17 protein-coding genes are annotated in these 17,361 nt (G+C 58.0%); 10 read left to right on the top strand and 7 right to left on the bottom strand.

The annotated features are described in order from the left end of the window. Positions 1-56: 56 nt before the first annotated feature. Complete coding sequence (locus BFP70_RS06470) at positions 57-902, bottom strand: porin (protein WP_066010552.1); 846 nt, start codon at positions 900-902, stop codon at positions 57-59. A 361-nt stretch (positions 903-1,263) separates the two neighbouring features. Between BFP70_RS06470 and BFP70_RS06465 the strand changes: the two genes are divergently transcribed. From BFP70_RS06465 to BFP70_RS06440, 6 genes are all read left to right on the top strand, one after another. After that, on the top strand, positions 1,264-1,791 hold the full coding sequence (locus BFP70_RS06465; protein ID WP_066010551.1) for a DUF3576 domain-containing protein: 528 nt from the start codon (positions 1,264-1,266) through the stop codon (positions 1,789-1,791). 165 nt (positions 1,792-1,956) lie between these two features. After that, complete coding sequence (gene leuS / locus BFP70_RS06460) at positions 1,957-4,509, top strand: leucine--tRNA ligase (RefSeq protein WP_066010550.1); 2,553 nt, start codon at positions 1,957-1,959, stop codon at positions 4,507-4,509. Further along, positions 4,496-5,002, top strand: a complete 507-nt coding sequence (lptE, locus tag BFP70_RS06455; protein WP_066010549.1) for an LPS assembly lipoprotein LptE — start codon at positions 4,496-4,498, stop codon at positions 5,000-5,002. Before leuS ends, lptE begins: the two co-directional genes overlap by 14 nt. 6 nt (positions 5,003-5,008) lie before the next feature. Further along, on the top strand, positions 5,009-6,034 hold the full coding sequence (gene holA, locus BFP70_RS06450; RefSeq protein ID WP_066010548.1) for a DNA polymerase III subunit delta: 1,026 nt from the start codon (positions 5,009-5,011) through the stop codon (positions 6,032-6,034). Next, positions 6,031-7,239, top strand: coding sequence for a TIGR03862 family flavoprotein (locus BFP70_RS06445; protein WP_066010547.1), 1,209 nt, complete (start codon positions 6,031-6,033; stop codon positions 7,237-7,239). The genes holA and BFP70_RS06445 overlap by 4 nt, the downstream gene beginning before the upstream one ends. A 52-nt stretch (positions 7,240-7,291) precedes the next feature. After that, the gene (locus BFP70_RS06440) at positions 7,292-8,530 is read left to right on the top strand and encodes an MFS transporter (RefSeq protein WP_066010546.1); all 1,239 of its coding nucleotides are present in this window, start codon (positions 7,292-7,294) and stop codon (positions 8,528-8,530) included. Between the two features lie 100 nt (positions 8,531-8,630). On the opposite strand, the gene BFP70_RS06435 is transcribed toward BFP70_RS06440, so the two are convergent. Both BFP70_RS06435 and BFP70_RS06430 read right to left on the bottom strand, forming a co-directional pair. Further along, a complete protein-coding gene (locus BFP70_RS06435) occupies positions 8,631-9,503 on the bottom strand; it encodes an SDR family oxidoreductase (protein WP_066010545.1) in 873 nt (290 codons plus the stop codon). Beyond that, on the bottom strand, positions 9,500-9,802 hold the full coding sequence (locus BFP70_RS06430) for a SelT/SelW/SelH family protein (RefSeq protein ID WP_066010927.1): 303 nt from the start codon (positions 9,800-9,802) through the stop codon (positions 9,500-9,502). Before BFP70_RS06430 ends, BFP70_RS06435 begins: the two co-directional genes overlap by 4 nt. Before the next feature lie 75 nt (positions 9,803-9,877). On the opposite strand from BFP70_RS06430, the gene ade reads away from it, so the two are divergent. From ade to BFP70_RS06410, 4 genes are all read left to right on the top strand, one after another. Next, complete coding sequence (ade, locus tag BFP70_RS06425; RefSeq protein WP_066010544.1) at positions 9,878-11,677, top strand: adenine deaminase; 1,800 nt, start codon at positions 9,878-9,880, stop codon at positions 11,675-11,677. Then, positions 11,674-13,149 (top strand): AMP nucleosidase, encoded by a 1,476-nt coding sequence (locus BFP70_RS06420; RefSeq protein ID WP_066010543.1) that lies wholly within the window; start codon positions 11,674-11,676, stop codon positions 13,147-13,149. The genes ade and BFP70_RS06420 overlap by 4 nt, the downstream gene beginning before the upstream one ends. 158 nt (positions 13,150-13,307) lie before the next feature. Then, the gene (locus BFP70_RS06415) at positions 13,308-13,598 is read left to right on the top strand and encodes an HU family DNA-binding protein (RefSeq protein ID WP_066010542.1); all 291 of its coding nucleotides are present in this window, start codon (positions 13,308-13,310) and stop codon (positions 13,596-13,598) included. A gap of 99 nt (positions 13,599-13,697) precedes the next feature. After that, positions 13,698-14,579 (top strand): DMT family transporter, encoded by an 882-nt coding sequence (locus BFP70_RS06410; protein WP_066010541.1) that lies wholly within the window; start codon positions 13,698-13,700, stop codon positions 14,577-14,579. 6 nt (positions 14,580-14,585) lie between these two features. Here BFP70_RS06410 and BFP70_RS06405 read toward each other — a convergent pair whose 3' ends face one another. The 4 genes from BFP70_RS06405 to BFP70_RS06390 form a co-directional block, all read right to left on the bottom strand. Next, the gene (locus BFP70_RS06405) at positions 14,586-15,146 is read right to left on the bottom strand and encodes a DUF4202 domain-containing protein (RefSeq protein ID WP_066010540.1); all 561 of its coding nucleotides are present in this window, start codon (positions 15,144-15,146) and stop codon (positions 14,586-14,588) included. A gap of 64 nt (positions 15,147-15,210) precedes the next feature. Beyond that, positions 15,211-16,479 (bottom strand): lytic murein transglycosylase, encoded by a 1,269-nt coding sequence (locus tag BFP70_RS06400; protein ID WP_066010926.1) that lies wholly within the window; start codon positions 16,477-16,479, stop codon positions 15,211-15,213. 114 nt (positions 16,480-16,593) lie between these two features. Next, positions 16,594-16,971 (bottom strand): hypothetical protein, encoded by a 378-nt coding sequence (locus tag BFP70_RS06395; protein ID WP_066010539.1) that lies wholly within the window; start codon positions 16,969-16,971, stop codon positions 16,594-16,596. Between the two features lie 111 nt (positions 16,972-17,082). After that, positions 17,083-17,343, bottom strand: a complete 261-nt coding sequence (locus tag BFP70_RS06390) for a GlsB/YeaQ/YmgE family stress response membrane protein (RefSeq protein ID WP_066010538.1) — start codon at positions 17,341-17,343, stop codon at positions 17,083-17,085. Positions 17,344-17,361: the final 18 nt, after the last annotated feature.

Here is a 17,361-nt window from a genome sequence, read left to right as displayed (position 1 = left end):
AAAAAGAAAAGAGCGGGCACAAGGCCCGCTCTTCGCTTCGAAATAATCCGGTTGGATTAGAACGAGAACTTCACGCCGAAGTCTGCAACGGTGTCGTCCATGACTTTACCAACGCCGCCTTTAACGGTCGCGCCGCCAAGGTCGTATGCTGCGTCGATGCCGTAGCCTTCGTCGTCAGCGTCGTTTTTCGCGTAAGCAGCTGCCAAGGTCAGTGCACCGGTGGTGTACGAACCGTAGACGCCGTAGGACGTGTCGCCCGCGTCGGAGTCAGCAACATACAGCTCTGCGCCGAATGCGTCGAACGAACCACCAACGGTCAACTGAACCGAGTTGTTGTCCATGGTCGCTGTGTAGTCTTCGTCATGCGAGTAAACCAATGCGCCCCAGAACATGCCTGCGTCGTATTTCGCGCCCAGGTCATAGTCTTCGGAAACGGTGTCAGCCGAAACGCCCAAGGTCACTGCGCCAACAGCGTAGTCCCAACGGATGTCTGCCGAAGTGGTGTAGCCCGAAGAATCTTCTGCAACATCGTCAACACCGATGCCGTCCAGACCGATGTCCGACAGACCGTAGTCGTCGCCGATCGGGTCCAGCTCACCGATGGTGAACGTACCGAACGAACCCGACATGAACACTTCGCCGTCTTGCGATTTGTTGTCCGAGTCGGAGTCGGAGTCGAGGTCAACCGACGCACCGAAGGTCAGGCCTGCATCGGATTCGATGGTGCCGACAACGTCCATGTCGATTTCGTACCAAGCAGCTGCTTTTTTGCTCGGTGCATAGCCCAGGCCGCCTTCATCGTATTTGAAGCCAGCGTTAGCCGAACCAGAGATGGTCACGTCTGCAGCAGCGTAGCCAGCGGACATCACAAGTGCGGTCGTCGCGAAGAGAACTTTTTTCATCGTTCGTTTTCCCTCATTGTCTCTAAGGTAAACCCCAATCCGGGGAAGTCCGGTCTGGGTATGACGCTGTTTTCACCCCACAGCCCCCGCAATGCAATCAAAAGCAAACCCGCGTGATGATTGCCCGATTTCATGGTGCAGTCTTGCCACAGTTGCCGCGATCGCCCGCCCCGGCCTGCACGGCTGTGACCGCCCCGCCGGGGACATTTCCGTGGCTCCGATTATACCGCCTTATATACAATGTGTTGCGCAGCACCCCTTCGCGCGCGGGAAAAACCTTGTCCGCTTTGGGGCCATGGGCTAGAGACGGGGCAACCCCCCGTTTGACCGGGGTGCAAAGATGCGAAGGGGCTGTGTTGCAATGACGATTCTAAATAGCATCCGTGCCGGAGCCATGCTGGGTCTGATTCTTGTGATCTCTGGCTGCGGCATCTCCAGCGGGAATATGTTTTCTTTTGGAAACCGCGCGTCGCAGGGCGATACTCAGGCGGATGCCTATTTGGCGCAGCGCGAAGAACGTTTGCGCGCACGCACGAACAGTCGCAATGATCGCACCATCTGGGATGCGTTTTCCCAAGACGATCCCAATGTCACGGTTGAGGTCAACAAATACCTTTGGCAGGCTTCTTTGGATGTGCTGGACTTCCTGCCTATCCAATCGGTCGATCCGTTCTCGGGCGTGATCGTCACCGGATATGGCACCCCGCCCGGCGGTGGCCGCGCCTATCGCGCGACCATCCTTGTGTCCGACCCGGCACTGGATGCGCGGTCATTGAAAGTGTCACTGCAATCACGCGGCGGCACGGTCAGTGGCGACACAGTGCGCGCAGTCGAAGACGCGATCTTGACCCGTGCGCGGCAATTGCGTGTGACCGATTCCAATCTGTAATCAGACCCAAATGTTATCGCTGCGCCCGGCCATCGTGCCGGGCGATTTCATATCTTCCTCAATTTTTGGGCGAAAATTCACTGCTATGCCCGCCCTCTCTGGACCTTGGCCCCTTGCACAGTGTAGCAAGCTGGCAAGCATCAGACGCATGAGAGGCCAAGGCATATGGCGCGCTACGCACCCGGCGAGACCGAAAAAAAATGGCAATCCGCATGGAATGAGGCGGGCACGTTCCTTGCCTCTGCCGATCCAGCCAAAGAAAAATACTATGTGTTAGAGATGTTCCCCTATCCATCGGGGCGCATCCACATGGGCCATGTCCGCAATTATACGCTGGGCGATGTTGTCGCGCGCACGAAGAAAGCACGCGGTTTTTCCGTGCTGCACCCGATTGGATGGGATGCGTTCGGCATGCCGGCGGAAAATGCCGCAATGGCGTCGGGCGGTCATCCCAAGGACTGGACCTATAAAAACATCGAAGACATGAAGCGTCAGCTAAAACCGCTGGGCTTTAGCTGGGACTGGACACGCGAATTCGCCACATGCGACCCGGACTATTACGGCCAACAACAGGCGATGTTCATCGACATGTTGGATAAGGGCCTGATTTACCGCAAAAATGCTGTGGTAAACTGGGACCCGGTCGATATGACCGTTCTGGCAAACGAACAGGTGATTGATGGCAAAGGCTGGCGTTCAGGTGCCGCCGTCGAACGCAAAGAGCTGACACAATGGTTCTTCAAAATCTCAGAGATGGCCGGCGATCTACTGGACAGTCTGGATGACCTGGAGGGTTGGCCCGAGAAAGTGCGCCTGATGCAGGCCAATTGGATCGGTAAGTCTCAGGGGCTGGAATTTGGCTTTGAAACGCTCAACGCTCCAAAAGGGTTTGAACGGATCGACTGCTACACCACCCGCCCCGATACGCTGATGGGCGCGGGCTTTGTCGGGATTTCCCCCGACCACCCGCTGGCCAAAGCGCTGGAAGCACAAGACCCCGACATGGCGGCCTTCTTGGCGCAATGCCGCAAGGGCGGCACCACCGAAGAGGCCATTGAAACCGCCGAAAAGCTGGGCCGTGACACCGGCATTCGCGTCAAACACCCGCTGAACCCAGATTGGGAACTACCCGTCTGGGTCGCCAATTTCATCCTGATGGATTATGGCACCGGGGCGATCTTTGGCTGTTCTGCCCATGATCAGCGCGATTTTGAATTTGCGACAAAATACGACCTCCCGATCATTCCGGTGTTTGAACCCATTGAGGGCAGCGAAGGCTTAAGCGCCGCCTATTCGCCCCTGAAGTCAGAGACCGTGCGCTATATCCGCGGCTTTGCCGGTGCGCAGGTCCAGACGGGCGAAGATGGGGTCGCCGCTGCGATTGCCGCCTGTGAAGACAAAGGCTTTGGCACAGGTGTGACGAAATTCCGCCTGCGCGATTGGGGCCTGTCGCGCCAACGCTACTGGGGGTGCCCGATCCCTGTCGTGCATTGCGCCGATTGCGGTGTGGTGCCCGAATCCAAGGACAACCTACCGATCCGCCTGCCCGATGATGTCAGCTTTGATGTGCCGGGCAACCCGTTGGATCGTCATCCGACATGGCGCAATTGCAGCTGTCCGAAATGTGGCGCGCAGGCGTTACGCGAAACAGACACGATGGACACATTCGTCGACAGCTCATGGTATTATTCTCGCTTCACTTGCGCAGGTGCGGACACGCCAACCACCGATGAAACGCGCTATTGGATGAATGTCGACCAATATATTGGCGGCATTGAACATGCGATTTTGCATTTGCTGTATTCGCGTTTCTTCGCTCGGGCGATGAATGACACCGGCCACTTGCCCGACACCGCGCGTGAACCGTTCAACGCGCTGTTCACCCAAGGCATGGTGACCCACGCGATTTACAAAACCACCGGGACCGATGGACGCGCCGTTTATCACTATCCCGAGGATGTGGATCAGCGCGAAGACGGGGCCTTTCTTAAATCAGATGGCTCCAAAGTCGACGTCATCCCGTCTGCAAAAATGTCGAAATCCAAGAATAACGTCGTCGACCCGATGAATATCATCCAAGAATTCGGCGCCGATACCGCGCGCTGGTTTGTTCTGTCGGACAGCCCGCCGGAACGGGATGTGGAATGGACAGCAGCCGGGGCGGAAGCCGCATCGAAGTTTCTTGCCCGTGTCTGGCGGATTGCCAATGACATCGCGGAAGGGGCCGATGGCGATGCCAAGGCCGATCAGGATTTGTTGAAAGCCACCCATAAGGCGATTGATGAAATCACCAAATCCATCGACAGTTTCGCGTTCAACAAAGCACTGGCGAAACTGTATGAACAGGCCAATACGCTGCAAAAAACCAAGGCCAGCAACGCCGCCCGCCGCGAGGCGATGAAGCTGACCGCACAGCTGATGGCCCCGATGGTGCCCCATATTGGCGAAGATATCTGGGCGCTGATGGGGGGGGATGGTTTTGTCGTTGATGCCCCCTGGCCCGTCGTCGATCCTGCGATGCTGGTCGAAGATGTCGTGACATTGCCGATCCAGATCAACGGCAAACGCCGCGCTGAAATCAGCGTGCCCAAGGACATGCCAAAAGAAGAGATTGAAAAGCTGGTGCTGGCGCAGGACAATGTTCTACGCGCGCTTGATGGCGGGCAACCCAAGAAACTTATTGTTGTGCCGGGGCGGATCGTCAATGTGGTCATCTAAGACCTTCTCACGGCGCGGCTTTATCGCCGCGCTGGCCTCCACCGGGGCGCTGGCCGCGTGTGGCTTCACCCCCGCATATGGGCCCAAGGGCGGCGCCAGCAAATTGCTGGGCCGCATCAGCATTGATGACCCGCGTGACCGCAACGATTTTCAGTTCCGCCGCCGGATTATCGAACGTTTCAGCCCTGTGCAGGCCGCACGCTATCGCCTGTCCTATAAAATCTCCAGCACGGTCGCGGAACAGGCCATCACCACAAGTGACATCACAACGCGCTACTCTTTGCGCGGCAGCGCCGAGTATCAGCTTCGCGATATCACCACGGATGCGGTGCTTTTGACGGGCAAGGTCAGCTCCTTTACCTCATGGTCCGCAACCGGGCCCGAAATCGCCACAAGTGCCGCGAAATTGGATGCCTATCGCCGGTTGATGTATATTTTGGCCGATCAAACCGTCACCCGATTGATCGCGCAATCGGGATCATTGCCGGAGTAACCAGCGATGAAACTGACCGGGATCGCCGCCACACGATATTTTGCTTCCCCCGATCCCGAACGCGCCGGGGTGCTGATCTTTGGTGCGGATGCAATGCGCGTAGCGCTGCGCCGGCAAGAGATCATCAAAGCGCTTATCGGTCCACAAGGCGAAGAAGAGATGCGCCTGACCCGGATGCAAGGCGGCGAATTGCGCCGTGACGCGGCGCGTTTGATGGATGCGGTCAAGGCGGTCGGATTTTTTCCCGGTCTACGCGTTGCTTTTGTAGAAGACGCGACCGAAGGGCTGACGGATGTGATCGCCGCAGCGCTGCGTGATTGGCGCAAAGGCGATGCGCAGATCATTGTCACGGCTGGGACACTGAATGCGAAATCCAAACTGCGCAAAGCGTTTGAAGGCCATAGCAATGCAGTGGCTATCGGCATTTACGATGATCCCCCCTCACGCGAAGAGATCGACGACATCTTGCAGAAATCGGGCCTGCGCGACATCTCACGCGAGGCGATGACCGATCTGCTGAATTTGGGTCGCGCGCTTGATCCCGGTGATTTCCGCCAAACCATTGAAAAGCTGGCGCTGTATAAACATGGGGATCATACGGCGCTGACGCCTGAGGATGTCGCCGCTTGCGCCCCTGCAACCATTGAGGCCGGCATTGACGATCTGCTGACCATCGTCGCAGAGGGGCAAATGAAGGCGCTTGGCCCAATGATGCAGCGGCTGGAGGGGCAAGGTGTGCAGCCCGTCGCATTGGCAATTCAAAGCCTGCGCCATTTCAAGGCATTGCATGCTGCGGCCTCCGACCCTGGTGGCCCGGGCGCAGGAATTGCCAAGATGCGGCCTCCGATTTTCGGGCCGCGCCGTGACCGGATGCAACGTCAGGCACAGGCCTGGGGCATGTTCCGGCTGGAAGCCGCGCTTGCCGACCTGATCCAGGCCGATCTGACACTGCGCTCCACCTCACGTGCCCCGCAAATGGCATTAATGGAACGCACATTGCTGCGGTTGGCCCATATGGCGTCGCGCCGATGACGGCGGTGGTGATCGGCGGTGGTCCCGCCGGGCTGATGGCCGCGCAAGAGCTGGCGCAGGCCGGATATCCCCCGATTGTTCTTGAGGCCAAACCGACCCTGGCCCGGAAATTTCTGATGGCCGGGAAATCCGGGCTGAACCTGACCAAGGCCGAAGATCCCGGCAAATTTCAAGGCGCCTATCCGCAAACATGGCTGCATCCGCTGATCGCCGGCTTCGGTCCGAAACAGATGCAGGATTTTGCCGCTGATTTGGAAATTGAAACCTATGTCGGCTCTACCGGCCGGGTGTTTCCCACAGGGATGAAGGCCTCGCCCTTTCTGCGTGCTTGGACGGCCCGGCTGCGCAACATGCAGGTCGATATCCGCACCCGCTGGCGCTGGACCGGGTTGGCGGCCAATGGGCAGTGGCGATTTGATACGCCCGATGGTGCGCAGTTCCTGACGCCCACCACCTGCGTGCTGGCCCTTGGGGGGGCGAGCTGGCCGCGACTGGGCAGCGACGGCAGTTGGGCCCAGGTTTTGGCCGAGCGCGGCGTGGCGTTATCCCCGTTTCGTCCCGCCAATATGGGCTTTTATATTGAATGGTCCGAACATATGCGTCCGCTTATGGGCCAGCCCGTCAAAGGCACGGCGCTACATACCAATCTTGGCATTTACCGTGGTGAATATATTATTTCAGACAAGGGGTTAGAGGGCGGCGGCATTTATGCCATTTCCGCACAGCTACGCGATGGCAGTCCACTATGGATCGACCTATGCCCAGATATCGCACTGCCCGATCTGACACAGCGGCTGGCGCAAAAACGCGCCAAGACGAGCCTGTCAAATCACCTTAAGCGCGCGGTGAAATTCAGTCCCGCGCGGCTGGCCTTGCTCAATGAATGGGGTCGGCCATTGCCAACGGATCCAGATGCGCTGGCGCTTAGGATCAAGCACCTGCCGGTGCCGCTTGGCGCGCCCCGCCCGCTGACCGAGGCGATTTCCACCGCTGGCGGCATCGCGCACAAAGCCGTGTCGCAAGATCTGGAACTGACCGCGTTGCCCGGCGTATTCGCTGCCGGTGAAATGCTGGATTGGGAGGCTCCGACAGGGGGATATCTGTTGACCGCCTGTTTCGCCACCGGCCGCCATGCAGGCCGCGCCGCCGCAGCGTATCTAGCCACGCACAGCCATAAATTGTGTCCCGAACAAAAACACGATTGACGAATGTCCAGCCTCCACCAATGCTAAGCCAGCTTACAGGAGGCGGCAATCCATGACCCGAGCACGCTTATTCACCCCGGTTTTGATCGGCGGGGCATTCATCTTGATGCTCAGCTTCGCCGTGCGGGCAAGCTTTGGCGTGTTTCAAATTCCAATTGCCACCGAGTTCAATTGGCCGCGCGCCGAATTCAGCCTGGCGATCGCCATCCAGAACCTGGCGTGGGGCCTGGGCCAGCCGATTTTCGGCGCAATGGCAGAACGGTTTGGCGACAGGCGCGCCATCATCGCGGGGGCATTTTTATACGCGATCGGGCTGGTGCTTTCTGCGGCTGCCGTCACGCCATTACAGCATCAATTGCTGGAAATATTGGTGGGGTTTGGCGTCGCAGGCACCGGGTTTGGTGTCATTTTGGCCGTCGTGGGACGTGCCAGCTCGGATGAGAACCGCTCGCTCGCGCTGGGTATTGCCACGGCAGCCGGCTCTGCCGGGCAGGTATTTGGGGCGCCCGCAGCCGAAATCCTGTTGGGGTTTATGTCCTGGCAAAGCGTGTTCTTGATCTTTGCTGTCGTGATCTTGTCCAGCCTGGCTTTTTTACCATTGCTGCGCAGCCCCGAACCGCCAGCAACCCGCGCCGAGCTGCAAGACAGCATGGGCACAGTCTTGGCGCGTGCATTGCGTGATCCCAGTTTTACGCTGATCTTTCTTGGCTTCTTTTCTTGCGGGTATCAACTGGGCTTTATCACTGCGCATTTCCCGGCCATGATTACCGAAATGTGCGGCGCCATTGCCCCAAATTCGCTTCTGGCCGGGCTGGGGATTGAAACAACTTCTGCGCTTGGTGCGGTGTCCATCGCCCTGATCGGCGTGGCAAATATCGTCGGCACGATCTATGCGGGATGGGCGGGTAAACGGTGGTCCAAGAAATACCTATTGGCGGGAATTTATGTGGCGCGAACCGTTGCCGCAGGGGCCTTTATCTTATTGCCGATCACACCGGCCAGTGTTGTGATCTTTTCGCTGGTGATGGGGGCGCTGTGGTTGGCGACTGTCCCGCTGACCTCTGGGCTGGTCGCGCATATCTACGGGCTACGTTATATGGGCACGCTGTATGGGATCGTATTTTTATCACACCAAATCGGTGCATTCCTGGGGGTTTGGCTGGGCGGTCGCCTGTATGACACCTATGGCGATTACACTATGGTCTGGTGGATAGGCGTGGCGGTTGGGGCGTTTTCGGCGATCATCCACCTACCCGTGCGCGAGCGCCGCGCACAGCTAAGCCCGGCCTGACGCACATCCGGGCCGCGCGCAGATCAGGCAAGGGACGCCCCCTGCCGTAATCAGGCCCAGCCGCAATCAGCTTTGCAAACGGATCATCGGGGCGTCCACGCTACCGCTCTTGCGTCATCAGTGCCTGCAACCCGGCACGGTAATCGGGATAGTGCAGGGTTACGCCCAGCTCTGATTTGATCCGATCATTGCGCACGCGTTTGGATTCCGAATAAAAGCTGCGCGCCATCGGGGACATATCGGCCGTGTCGAACTCCACAACCGGTGGGCGCGGAAGACCCAGCAATTGCGCTGCAAAACTTAGCACCTCACCGGGGTCAATCGGACAATCATCGCATAGGTTCCACACCCGCTGCGCGCCACAATAGCCCATCGCGGCAACAACCACCTGTGCAATATCCTCCACATGGATTCGGGAAAACACCTGCCCCGGCTTATTGATGATCCGCGCCTGCCCATTGCGCACCTTTTCAAATGGCCCGCGTCCGGGGCCATAGATCCCGGCCAGGCGGAACAGATGCGCGGGCACCCCCGCACGTTGGCCCAACGCCGCCCAGGCATCTTCAGCATGCAGCCGCGCAAGGCCACGCCGGGTCGCAGGCAAGCGCTGTGACATCTCATCGACCCAGCCGCCCTGTCGGTCGCCATACACACCCACCGTGGACAAATATCCCAACCATTGCAGCCCCGGGGCCGTGGCAATCGCATCGGCTGCACAGGCCAAGACCGGGTCTTGGTCGTGATCCCCACGTTCTGGCGCGACAGAAGACAACACATGCGTGACCTGATCCCAGGGCAATGCCTGCGCATCGCCCGGCGCTGTCCAAACCACCGGCTCAACGCCGCTGTCGCGCAGCGCACGCGCCCCGACATCGCTCCGCGTGGTGCCGATCACCCGCCACCCCTGCGCCAAAAGCGGCCGTGCAATCGCTTGCGCGGAAAAGCCGTGGCCGATGGACAAAAGCGTGTTCATGCGCTGTCTCCCGCGTGACGATCAATATGGCCCATATCACGCGATGGATCGATGACATCGCGTATCCGGCGCTTGATTTCTTTGGCGTCGGGGAAGCCGCCGTCACGCTTGCGCTCCCATATCAGGTCGCCATTCAGATGGATTTCATAGATGCCACCATATCCTGGGATCAGGGCCACTTCGCCCAAATCTTCGCCAAAGCTTTGCAGTAGCTCTTGCGCCATCCAACCGGCGCGCAAAAGCCAGTTGCAACCGGTGCAATAGGTGATTGTGATGCGGGGTGTTCTTGCCTGTGTCATACGGAAGATGTAGCGCGCGTTTGCAAGCTTCACAACGGATCTTGCGGAAGTTCACAGGCAAAGGCAAAGTGGGACATGGATATGAAAAAACTGAAATCTTGGCCCGAAGCTGCGCCGCAATTGATTGCCGTGGCTGCCGGGCGCGCCCCCGCCGATATGGTCGTTACCGGTGGGATTTGGGTGAATGTTCACACGCGTGAACTGCTGGAAGGCTATGACGTGGCCGTGGTCGATGGTCGGTTCGCCGCCGTCGCCCCCGACCTGTCGGCCTGTATCGGCCCCGACACGCAGGTGATCAAAGCCAATGGCCGCTATATGGTGCCCGGCCTATGCGATGCGCATATGCATATTGAATCGGGTATGCTGACACCTGCGGAATTTGCCGCAGCCGTCATCCCGCATGGCACGACATCAATGTTCACTGACCCGCATGAAATCGCAAATGTGCTGGGCCTTGAAGGCGTGCGGATGATGCATGATGAGGCGGCTTTGCAGCCTGTCAATATCTTCACTCAGATGCCCTCTTGCGCCCCATCCGCGCCGGGATTGGAAACCACCGGGTTTGAAATTACACCCGAAGATGTGGCGCAGGCTATGACATGGCCCGGTATTGTGGGCCTTGGCGAGATGATGAACTTTCCCGGTGTCACCCATGGCGACCCGAAAATGCTCGCAGAGATCGCCGCCACGCAAAATGCCGGAAAAACAGTTGGCGGCCATTATGCCAGCCCCGATCTGGGCGCCCCGTTCCGCGCCTATGTTGCTGGCGGCCCTGCCGATGATCATGAAGGCACCTGCGAGGCCGATGCAATCGCACGGATGCGTCTGGGGATGCGCGCGATGGTCCGGCTGGGTTCAGCGTGGTATGATGTGGAAAGCCAGATCACAGCAATCACCGAAAAGGGGCTGGACCCGCGTAATTTCATCCTGTGCACGGATGATTGCCACTCGGGCACATTGGTCGAAGACGGGCATATGAACCGGGTTTATCGCCATGCGGTGGACTGCGGCTGTGATCCGATTGTTGCGCTGCAAATGTGCACGATCAACACCGCCAGCCATTTTGGACTGGAACGAGAGCTGGGCTCGATCACTCCGGGACGGCGCGCGGATATGATTTTGACTTCGGATTTGAAAACCTTGCCGGTAGAGCAGGTGATTGCCCGCGGTGTCACTGTCGCGCAAGATGGAAAATTGCTGGCCGATTGCCCACATTACGATTGGCCAACGGCCGCGCGAAACACCGTGAAGCTGGGCAAAGCCCTATGTGCGGCGGATTTCGACATCGCCGCCCCTGCGGGCGCGACCCAGGTCAAGGCACGCGTCATCGGCGTGGTGGAAAATCAGGCACCGACGAAGGCGCTGACCGCGACGCTGGCTGTCACCGACGGACATGTCGGCCCAGATCTGGCGCAAGATGTGTGCCAGATCGCCTTGGTCGAACGTCACCGCGGGACGGGTGCCGTGACGAATGGTTTTGTCTCTGGCTTTGGCTACAAGGGCCGTATGGCAATGGGATCGACCGTCGCACATGACAGCCATCATATGATCGTCGTGGGCACAGATCGCGAGATGATGGCAAAATGTGCCAATCGTCTGGGCGAAATGGGCGGCGGTATCAGTGTCTGGCAAGACGGGGCTGAACTGGCAAATGTGCCCTTGCCCATCGCCGGGCTGATGTCTGACGATTCCGCCCAAGTGGTGGCCGAACGCGCCGGCAAAATGGTGCGCGCGATGGAGGCCTGCGGCTGCACGCTCAACAATGCTTATATGCAGCACAGCCTGCTGGCGCTGGTGGTCATCCCAGAAATCCGGATCTCGGATCTTGGGCTTGTGGATGTGACCAAATTCGAACTGACGGAGCTGTTTGAATGATTGACCTGACAACGACCGAAAGCCCGAAAAATACCGGGTTTGACAGCTTTACCGATGCCGCACAGGCCGTCGACCGGATCGAAGCGCTTTATACCCAAGCGACCGAGTTTCTATTGGAGAAATTCAACGATACGCTTGCACTGGGACAGCCAAGCGCGCGAGTGCGTGCGTTTTATCCGATGGTTCGGATCACGGTGCCATCCCATATCAAGGCCGACAGCCGGCTTAGTTTTGGTCATGTGCCGGTGCCGGGGGTCTATGCGGCCACGATCACCCGGCCAGATCTGTTTCGCAACTATCTGACACAACAATTGGGCCTGTTGATCCGTAATCATAATATCGCGGTAGATGTCGGCATGTCCGATACGCCCATGCCGGTGCATTTCGCTGTGGCCTCGCGCCCAGATGTCACAATCCCACAAGAAGGCGTGCTGGATTTCAGCCTTCGCGATGTGTTTGACGTGCCCGATTTGGCAAATATGAACGATGACATCGTCAATGGCACGGCCCCGCCTTCCGTGGATGGGTCGCGACCCTTGGCGCCGTTCACTGCGCAGCGGGTTGATTATTCCTTGGCCCGGCTGTCGCATTACACCGCAACCGCCGCCGAGCATTTCCAAAACCACGTCCTGTTCACCAATTACCAATTCTATGTCGATGAATTTGAACAGGTCGCGCGGAAAATGTTGGCCGACCCGAACTCTGGCTACACCAGCTTTGTTGCACCAGGTAATTTTGAGATCACCGATGCGCAGGCTGAAATCCCCGGCTTGGCAAAATTGCCGCAGATGCCAACATACCATATGAAAAAGCCCGATGGCGGCGGTATCACGTTGGTCAATATCGGCGTCGGCCCATCAAATGCGAAAACCGCGACCGACCATATCGCCGTTCTACGCCCGCATGCATGGCTGATGGTGGGCCATTGCGCCGGGCTACGCAATTCGCAGGCCTTGGGCGATTTCGTTCTGGCCCATGCCTATCTGCGCGAAGACCATGTGTTGGACGACGATCTGCCGACATGGATCCCGATCCCGACGCTGGCGGAAATTCAGGTCGCACTGCAAGAGGCCGTAGCCGAGGTCACAAATCTGGAAGGGTATGAGCTGAAAAAGATCATGCGCACCGGCACTGTGGCCACGATCGACAATCGCAATTGGGAACTGCGCGACCAATCTGGCCCGGTGCAACGGCTGTCGCAGTCACGCGCCATCGCGTTGGATATGGAAAGCGCGACGATCGCGGCCAATGGCTATCGTTTCCGCGTTCCATATGGCACTTTGCTATGCGTATCCGACAAACCATTGCACGGGGAGCTGAAATTACCCGGTATGGCAACCGAGTTTTATCGCACCCAAGTCGCCAATCATCTGTTGATTGGGATTCGCGCCATGGAAAAAATTTCTCAGATGCCGCTGGAGCGAATTCACTCCCGGAAACTGCGCAGCTTTGAAGAAACGGCGTTCTTGTAACCGATGCGCGAGATGCCGCGTATTTACGGCCTGAAATTCGCTTTTCCTTTGCGAAAAACCCTTGCCACCGCCTGAAAACTCGTGTGTTACAGGCGGCACACGCGCATTTTGCGCAAATAACGGACCCCGGAGAGCGGGGCGTATAAGAGGAAATGTTCATGAATAAACCCATGACCAAGACCCAGCTCGTGGCTGCTCTGGCCGAGACAATGGGTTCGGATAAGAAGACCGCGACCACGGCTCTGGACGCGATTGCAGATGTAATTACAAAAGAAGTTTCGGAGGGTGGCGCCGTCACGATCCCGGGCATTGCAAAATTTATGTGCAAAGACCGCCCCGAGCGTATGGTCCGCAACCCGGCAACCGGCGAAACCATGCCAAAGCCGGCGGACCGTCAGGTAAAGGCAACAATCGCCAAAGCCCTGAAAGACAGTGTCAACATCGACTAATCCGCATTTGCGGAATCAATCGGGGGTCGCGCTGATATGATGTCGGCGCGGCCCTTTCCTTTGGCACTGAACGCCACTGCCAAACCTACGGAGCAAATTATGGATCTGCGCGCCATTTTCATGGGCATCGTTTTTGCATTGATGTGGTCTTCGGCCTTCACATCAGCTCGCATGATTGTCGTGGATGCGCCGCCCCTGATGGCCCTGTCCGCGCGTTTTTTCCTGTCTGGCGCGATTGGTGTCGCGATCGCACTGGCCCTTGGCCAGACATGGCGCCTGACACGCGCACAATGGAAATCGACGGCCATTTTCGGCCTGTGTCAGAATGCGCTGTATTTGGGGCTGAATTTCGCAGCGATGCAATGGGTTGAGGCCTCTTTTGCTTCAATCATCGCGTCCACAATGCCGCTGATGGTGGCAGTGCTGGGGTGGGCCTTGTTCCGCGATAAATTACCAATGGTGGGCGTGGCTGGGCTTGTTCTGGGGGTGATCGGCGTTGGCGTTATTATGGGGGCGCGCCTGTCTGGCGGAGCCGATCTAATGGGCGTGGCCTTTTGCTTTGCCGGAGCGATGGCCTTGTCTATCGCCACATTATCAGTGCGCGGTGCCAGTTCTGGCGGCAATGTATTGATGATCGTCGGGCTGCAAATGCTGGTGGGCGGCGTGATACTTGCCGTGGTCTCAGCTTTGATTGAGGTCCATACGATCAACTGGAACACCCAATTGATTTTGGCATTCCTGTATACCACACTGGTGCCCGGACTGATCGCGACATGGCTATGGTTCAAACTGGTGGGCCGTATTGGCGCGACACGCGCCGCCACCTTTCACTTCCTCAACCCGTTCTTCGGTGTCTTGATCGCCTGGATTGTGCTGGGCGAACAGATGGGCTGGTCCGATCTTCTGGGGGTTGCGGTGATCTGTGCGGGGATCCTGGCGGTGCAGCTGTCAAAGCGCCCCACCCCGGTCCCCGCAAGCTGACTGGGTTTAGCGGAACGCCTCGGCAAAGGCCTCTGGCATGGTGAATTCTGTCAGGGCCTTTGCCCGCGCCTCGGGTGACATTTTCCGCGCGGTCTTTTGCACAATATCCAACAGATGCTCTGGCGTCTGCGTTTTGGCAAAATCCCCCAGATAGTGACGCACGAACGTAAAGCAGATCACATCTTCCAGGGCTTGCACCTGAGGGTCGCGCTTGATCCCTTCTTTGCGCAGCATCTTTTCAACCTGCGTCACGTCATCCGCGCTATAGCCAGCGTCGGTCATGATCTGCGCCACGCGTTCGGCATGGCGCCGCCCCTGTTCGCGCCGCCAGCTCAGATAGCCGGTCTTCCCTTCGGGATACTCACTGCGCGGTAAGGTCCATCGTTCAATATGCTGGCCCCGGGCGGCAATCTTCAAATGATCCGAGGCATCAGGGAACAACAATTCCTGCTCCACGGTCATTCGCTGGCCATACAGCAATTCGCTGGGCTGGCCATCTTCAAGGTTCGGGTCTTTCGCATTTGCGGCATCAATTGCGACAATCGCGGCGCTAAGGCTGGCAGTCATGGGCGGGCTCCTGTTCTTTGCGCCATCAAGACGCAAAGCCCGCCCATGTGCAAGTCACTGACCCTTAGCGAAGCGTCTGCAGCAGCTCTAATGTGGCATAGCCATCCGCTGGCAAGCCGGCCGATTTTTGATAGGCCACAATTGCCTTGGTTGTGTTTGCGCCAATTTTGCCATCGGTGCCATCCGTATCAAAGCCCCGCGCGGTCAGCCGTTCTTGCAGTTCGACTTTTTGCTTTTCGCTCAGCGGTTTGCCCGTGCGCGGCCAGTCATTGATGAAGGGCCCGGCCCCGCCGATGCGATCCGCCAGATGGCCCACACCCAAGACATAGCTATCTGCGTTATTATAGCGCGAAATCGCTTTGAAATTGCCAAAGATCATAAAGGCAGGTCCCTTTGCCCCGGCAGGCAGCAAGATAGACGCAGCGCCGTAATTGCCCACACGGCCACCGCCTGCGGCCTTCACACCCATTGCGGCCCATTGGGCCGGTGTGCGGGTCGTGCCTTTCCCCGACAGGTTATAATTAAACCCGCTGGGCAGCGTGACCTCAACACCCCAAGGCTGACCTTTGGTCCAGCCCGACCGCGCCAAATAGGCCGCCGTCGAGGCCAATGCATCCGTTGGGTCATTGGACCAGATGTCACGGCGACCATCGCCGGTGAAATCCACCGCATAGGTCAGATAAGAGGTCGGAATGAACTGGGTATGCCCCATCGCCCCTGCCCAAGAGCCTGTCATATGTGCAGCATCGACATCCCCCGATTGGATGATTTTCAGCGCCGCAATCAACTGCTTGGCAAAGAATTCTCCACGCCGCCCGTCATAGGCCAGCGTCGACAAAGAAGAGATGACACCCATCGACCCACGCGTCGTGCCGTAATTTGTCTCCATGCCCCAAACCGCCACAACGATTTCTTTGGGCACTCCGTATTTTGCTTCGATCCGTTCTAACACGCGGCGGTTCTTGGCCAACATGGCGCGGCCATTCGTGATCCGGCTTTCGGAAACGGCACCATCCAGATAATCCCAGATGGATTTGGTGAATTCCGACTGATACCGGTCACGCTCGATCACCTTGGGATTGTAATGCACCCCGGTCATGGCACGCCGCCATGTGGCCTCGGTGATGCCATTTGCCAAGGCGCGCGATTTAAATCCCGACACCCATGCGTTGAACCGCGCCTGTGTCGCGCTGTCCACGTCCGGCACAGCGTCGGCCACGGGTGCCGCGCCACGCGCCATCGGCCGCGGCGAGGTTTCCAATGGGCCAGCACAGGCCGAAAGCCCCGTGAAGGCCAAGAATGAGATAGAAAGAAGTCTGACTGCGCGTTTCATGATTGCCCGATTCATTTGCCCGTTTCCGGTTTTGAAACAGTGTATCAAGCCTATGCGCCAGTTCAATCAACCCATGACATAACCGACAAAATAAGCAGGCTTTCGCCGCCGCTATCAGTGTTTTTTTGTATCGAAGAAGGGCGTAAGCTGGGCGACCACGACAGAATTTTCATCCAAGGCGCGCTGCATCAATTCGCGTTCTTCCGCGTCGATCTCATGACCCATTTTCTCACGCTCGGCGATGGTGCCATAGCTATTGACGTCCAACGGCGCCAATTCGGCCTGTTTTAAGATCGCAACGGTTTCGCGCACTGCCTCTGCCTCATCCACGCCCGAAGAATAGCACATCAACGCGCCACCTGTTGCCCCTTTGGGAAGGCCATCACCCTGCGAGCGGCCAACTTCGACCACCAGCGTATAGACCTGCTGACGGCTTGTTTTTTTGACCTTGGCGGGTTTATCGCCCGTTGGCTTTGCGGGTTGGTCTGACATGATGCGCACTCCTTCGATCCTATGGGCAGTAGGCAAGCGTTGCGCCACCGTCAAACGAAAAAACCTGGCCGCAGGGGCCAGGCTCTTCCGAGACAATAAGGGCGGGGGTCTTTAGACGTGGGACCGACCACGGATCGCACGGGTCACGGCAATCAACAAGCAAGCGCCGATAACACCAACGATCAACTGACCGATCCAGCCACCCAAGGTAGAGCCGATGATCGCGACCAGCAAAAAGTTCAAGACGATCGCGCCAACAATACCCAGCACGATATTCATCAACAGACCCATATCGGATTTCATAATTTTTTCTGCAATCCAGCCTGCAAGTGCGCCGACGATAATTGCAGCCAACCAACCTAAACCAGCCATGCTACGTTCCTTTCAATA

It is taken from the genome of Thioclava sp. SK-1 (assembly GCF_001705665.1).
GTDB lineage: Bacteria > Pseudomonadota > Alphaproteobacteria > Rhodobacterales > Rhodobacteraceae > Thioclava.
Note: the sequence above shows the minus strand (reverse complement) of the source record. Positions and strands in the feature narration are given on the sequence as shown.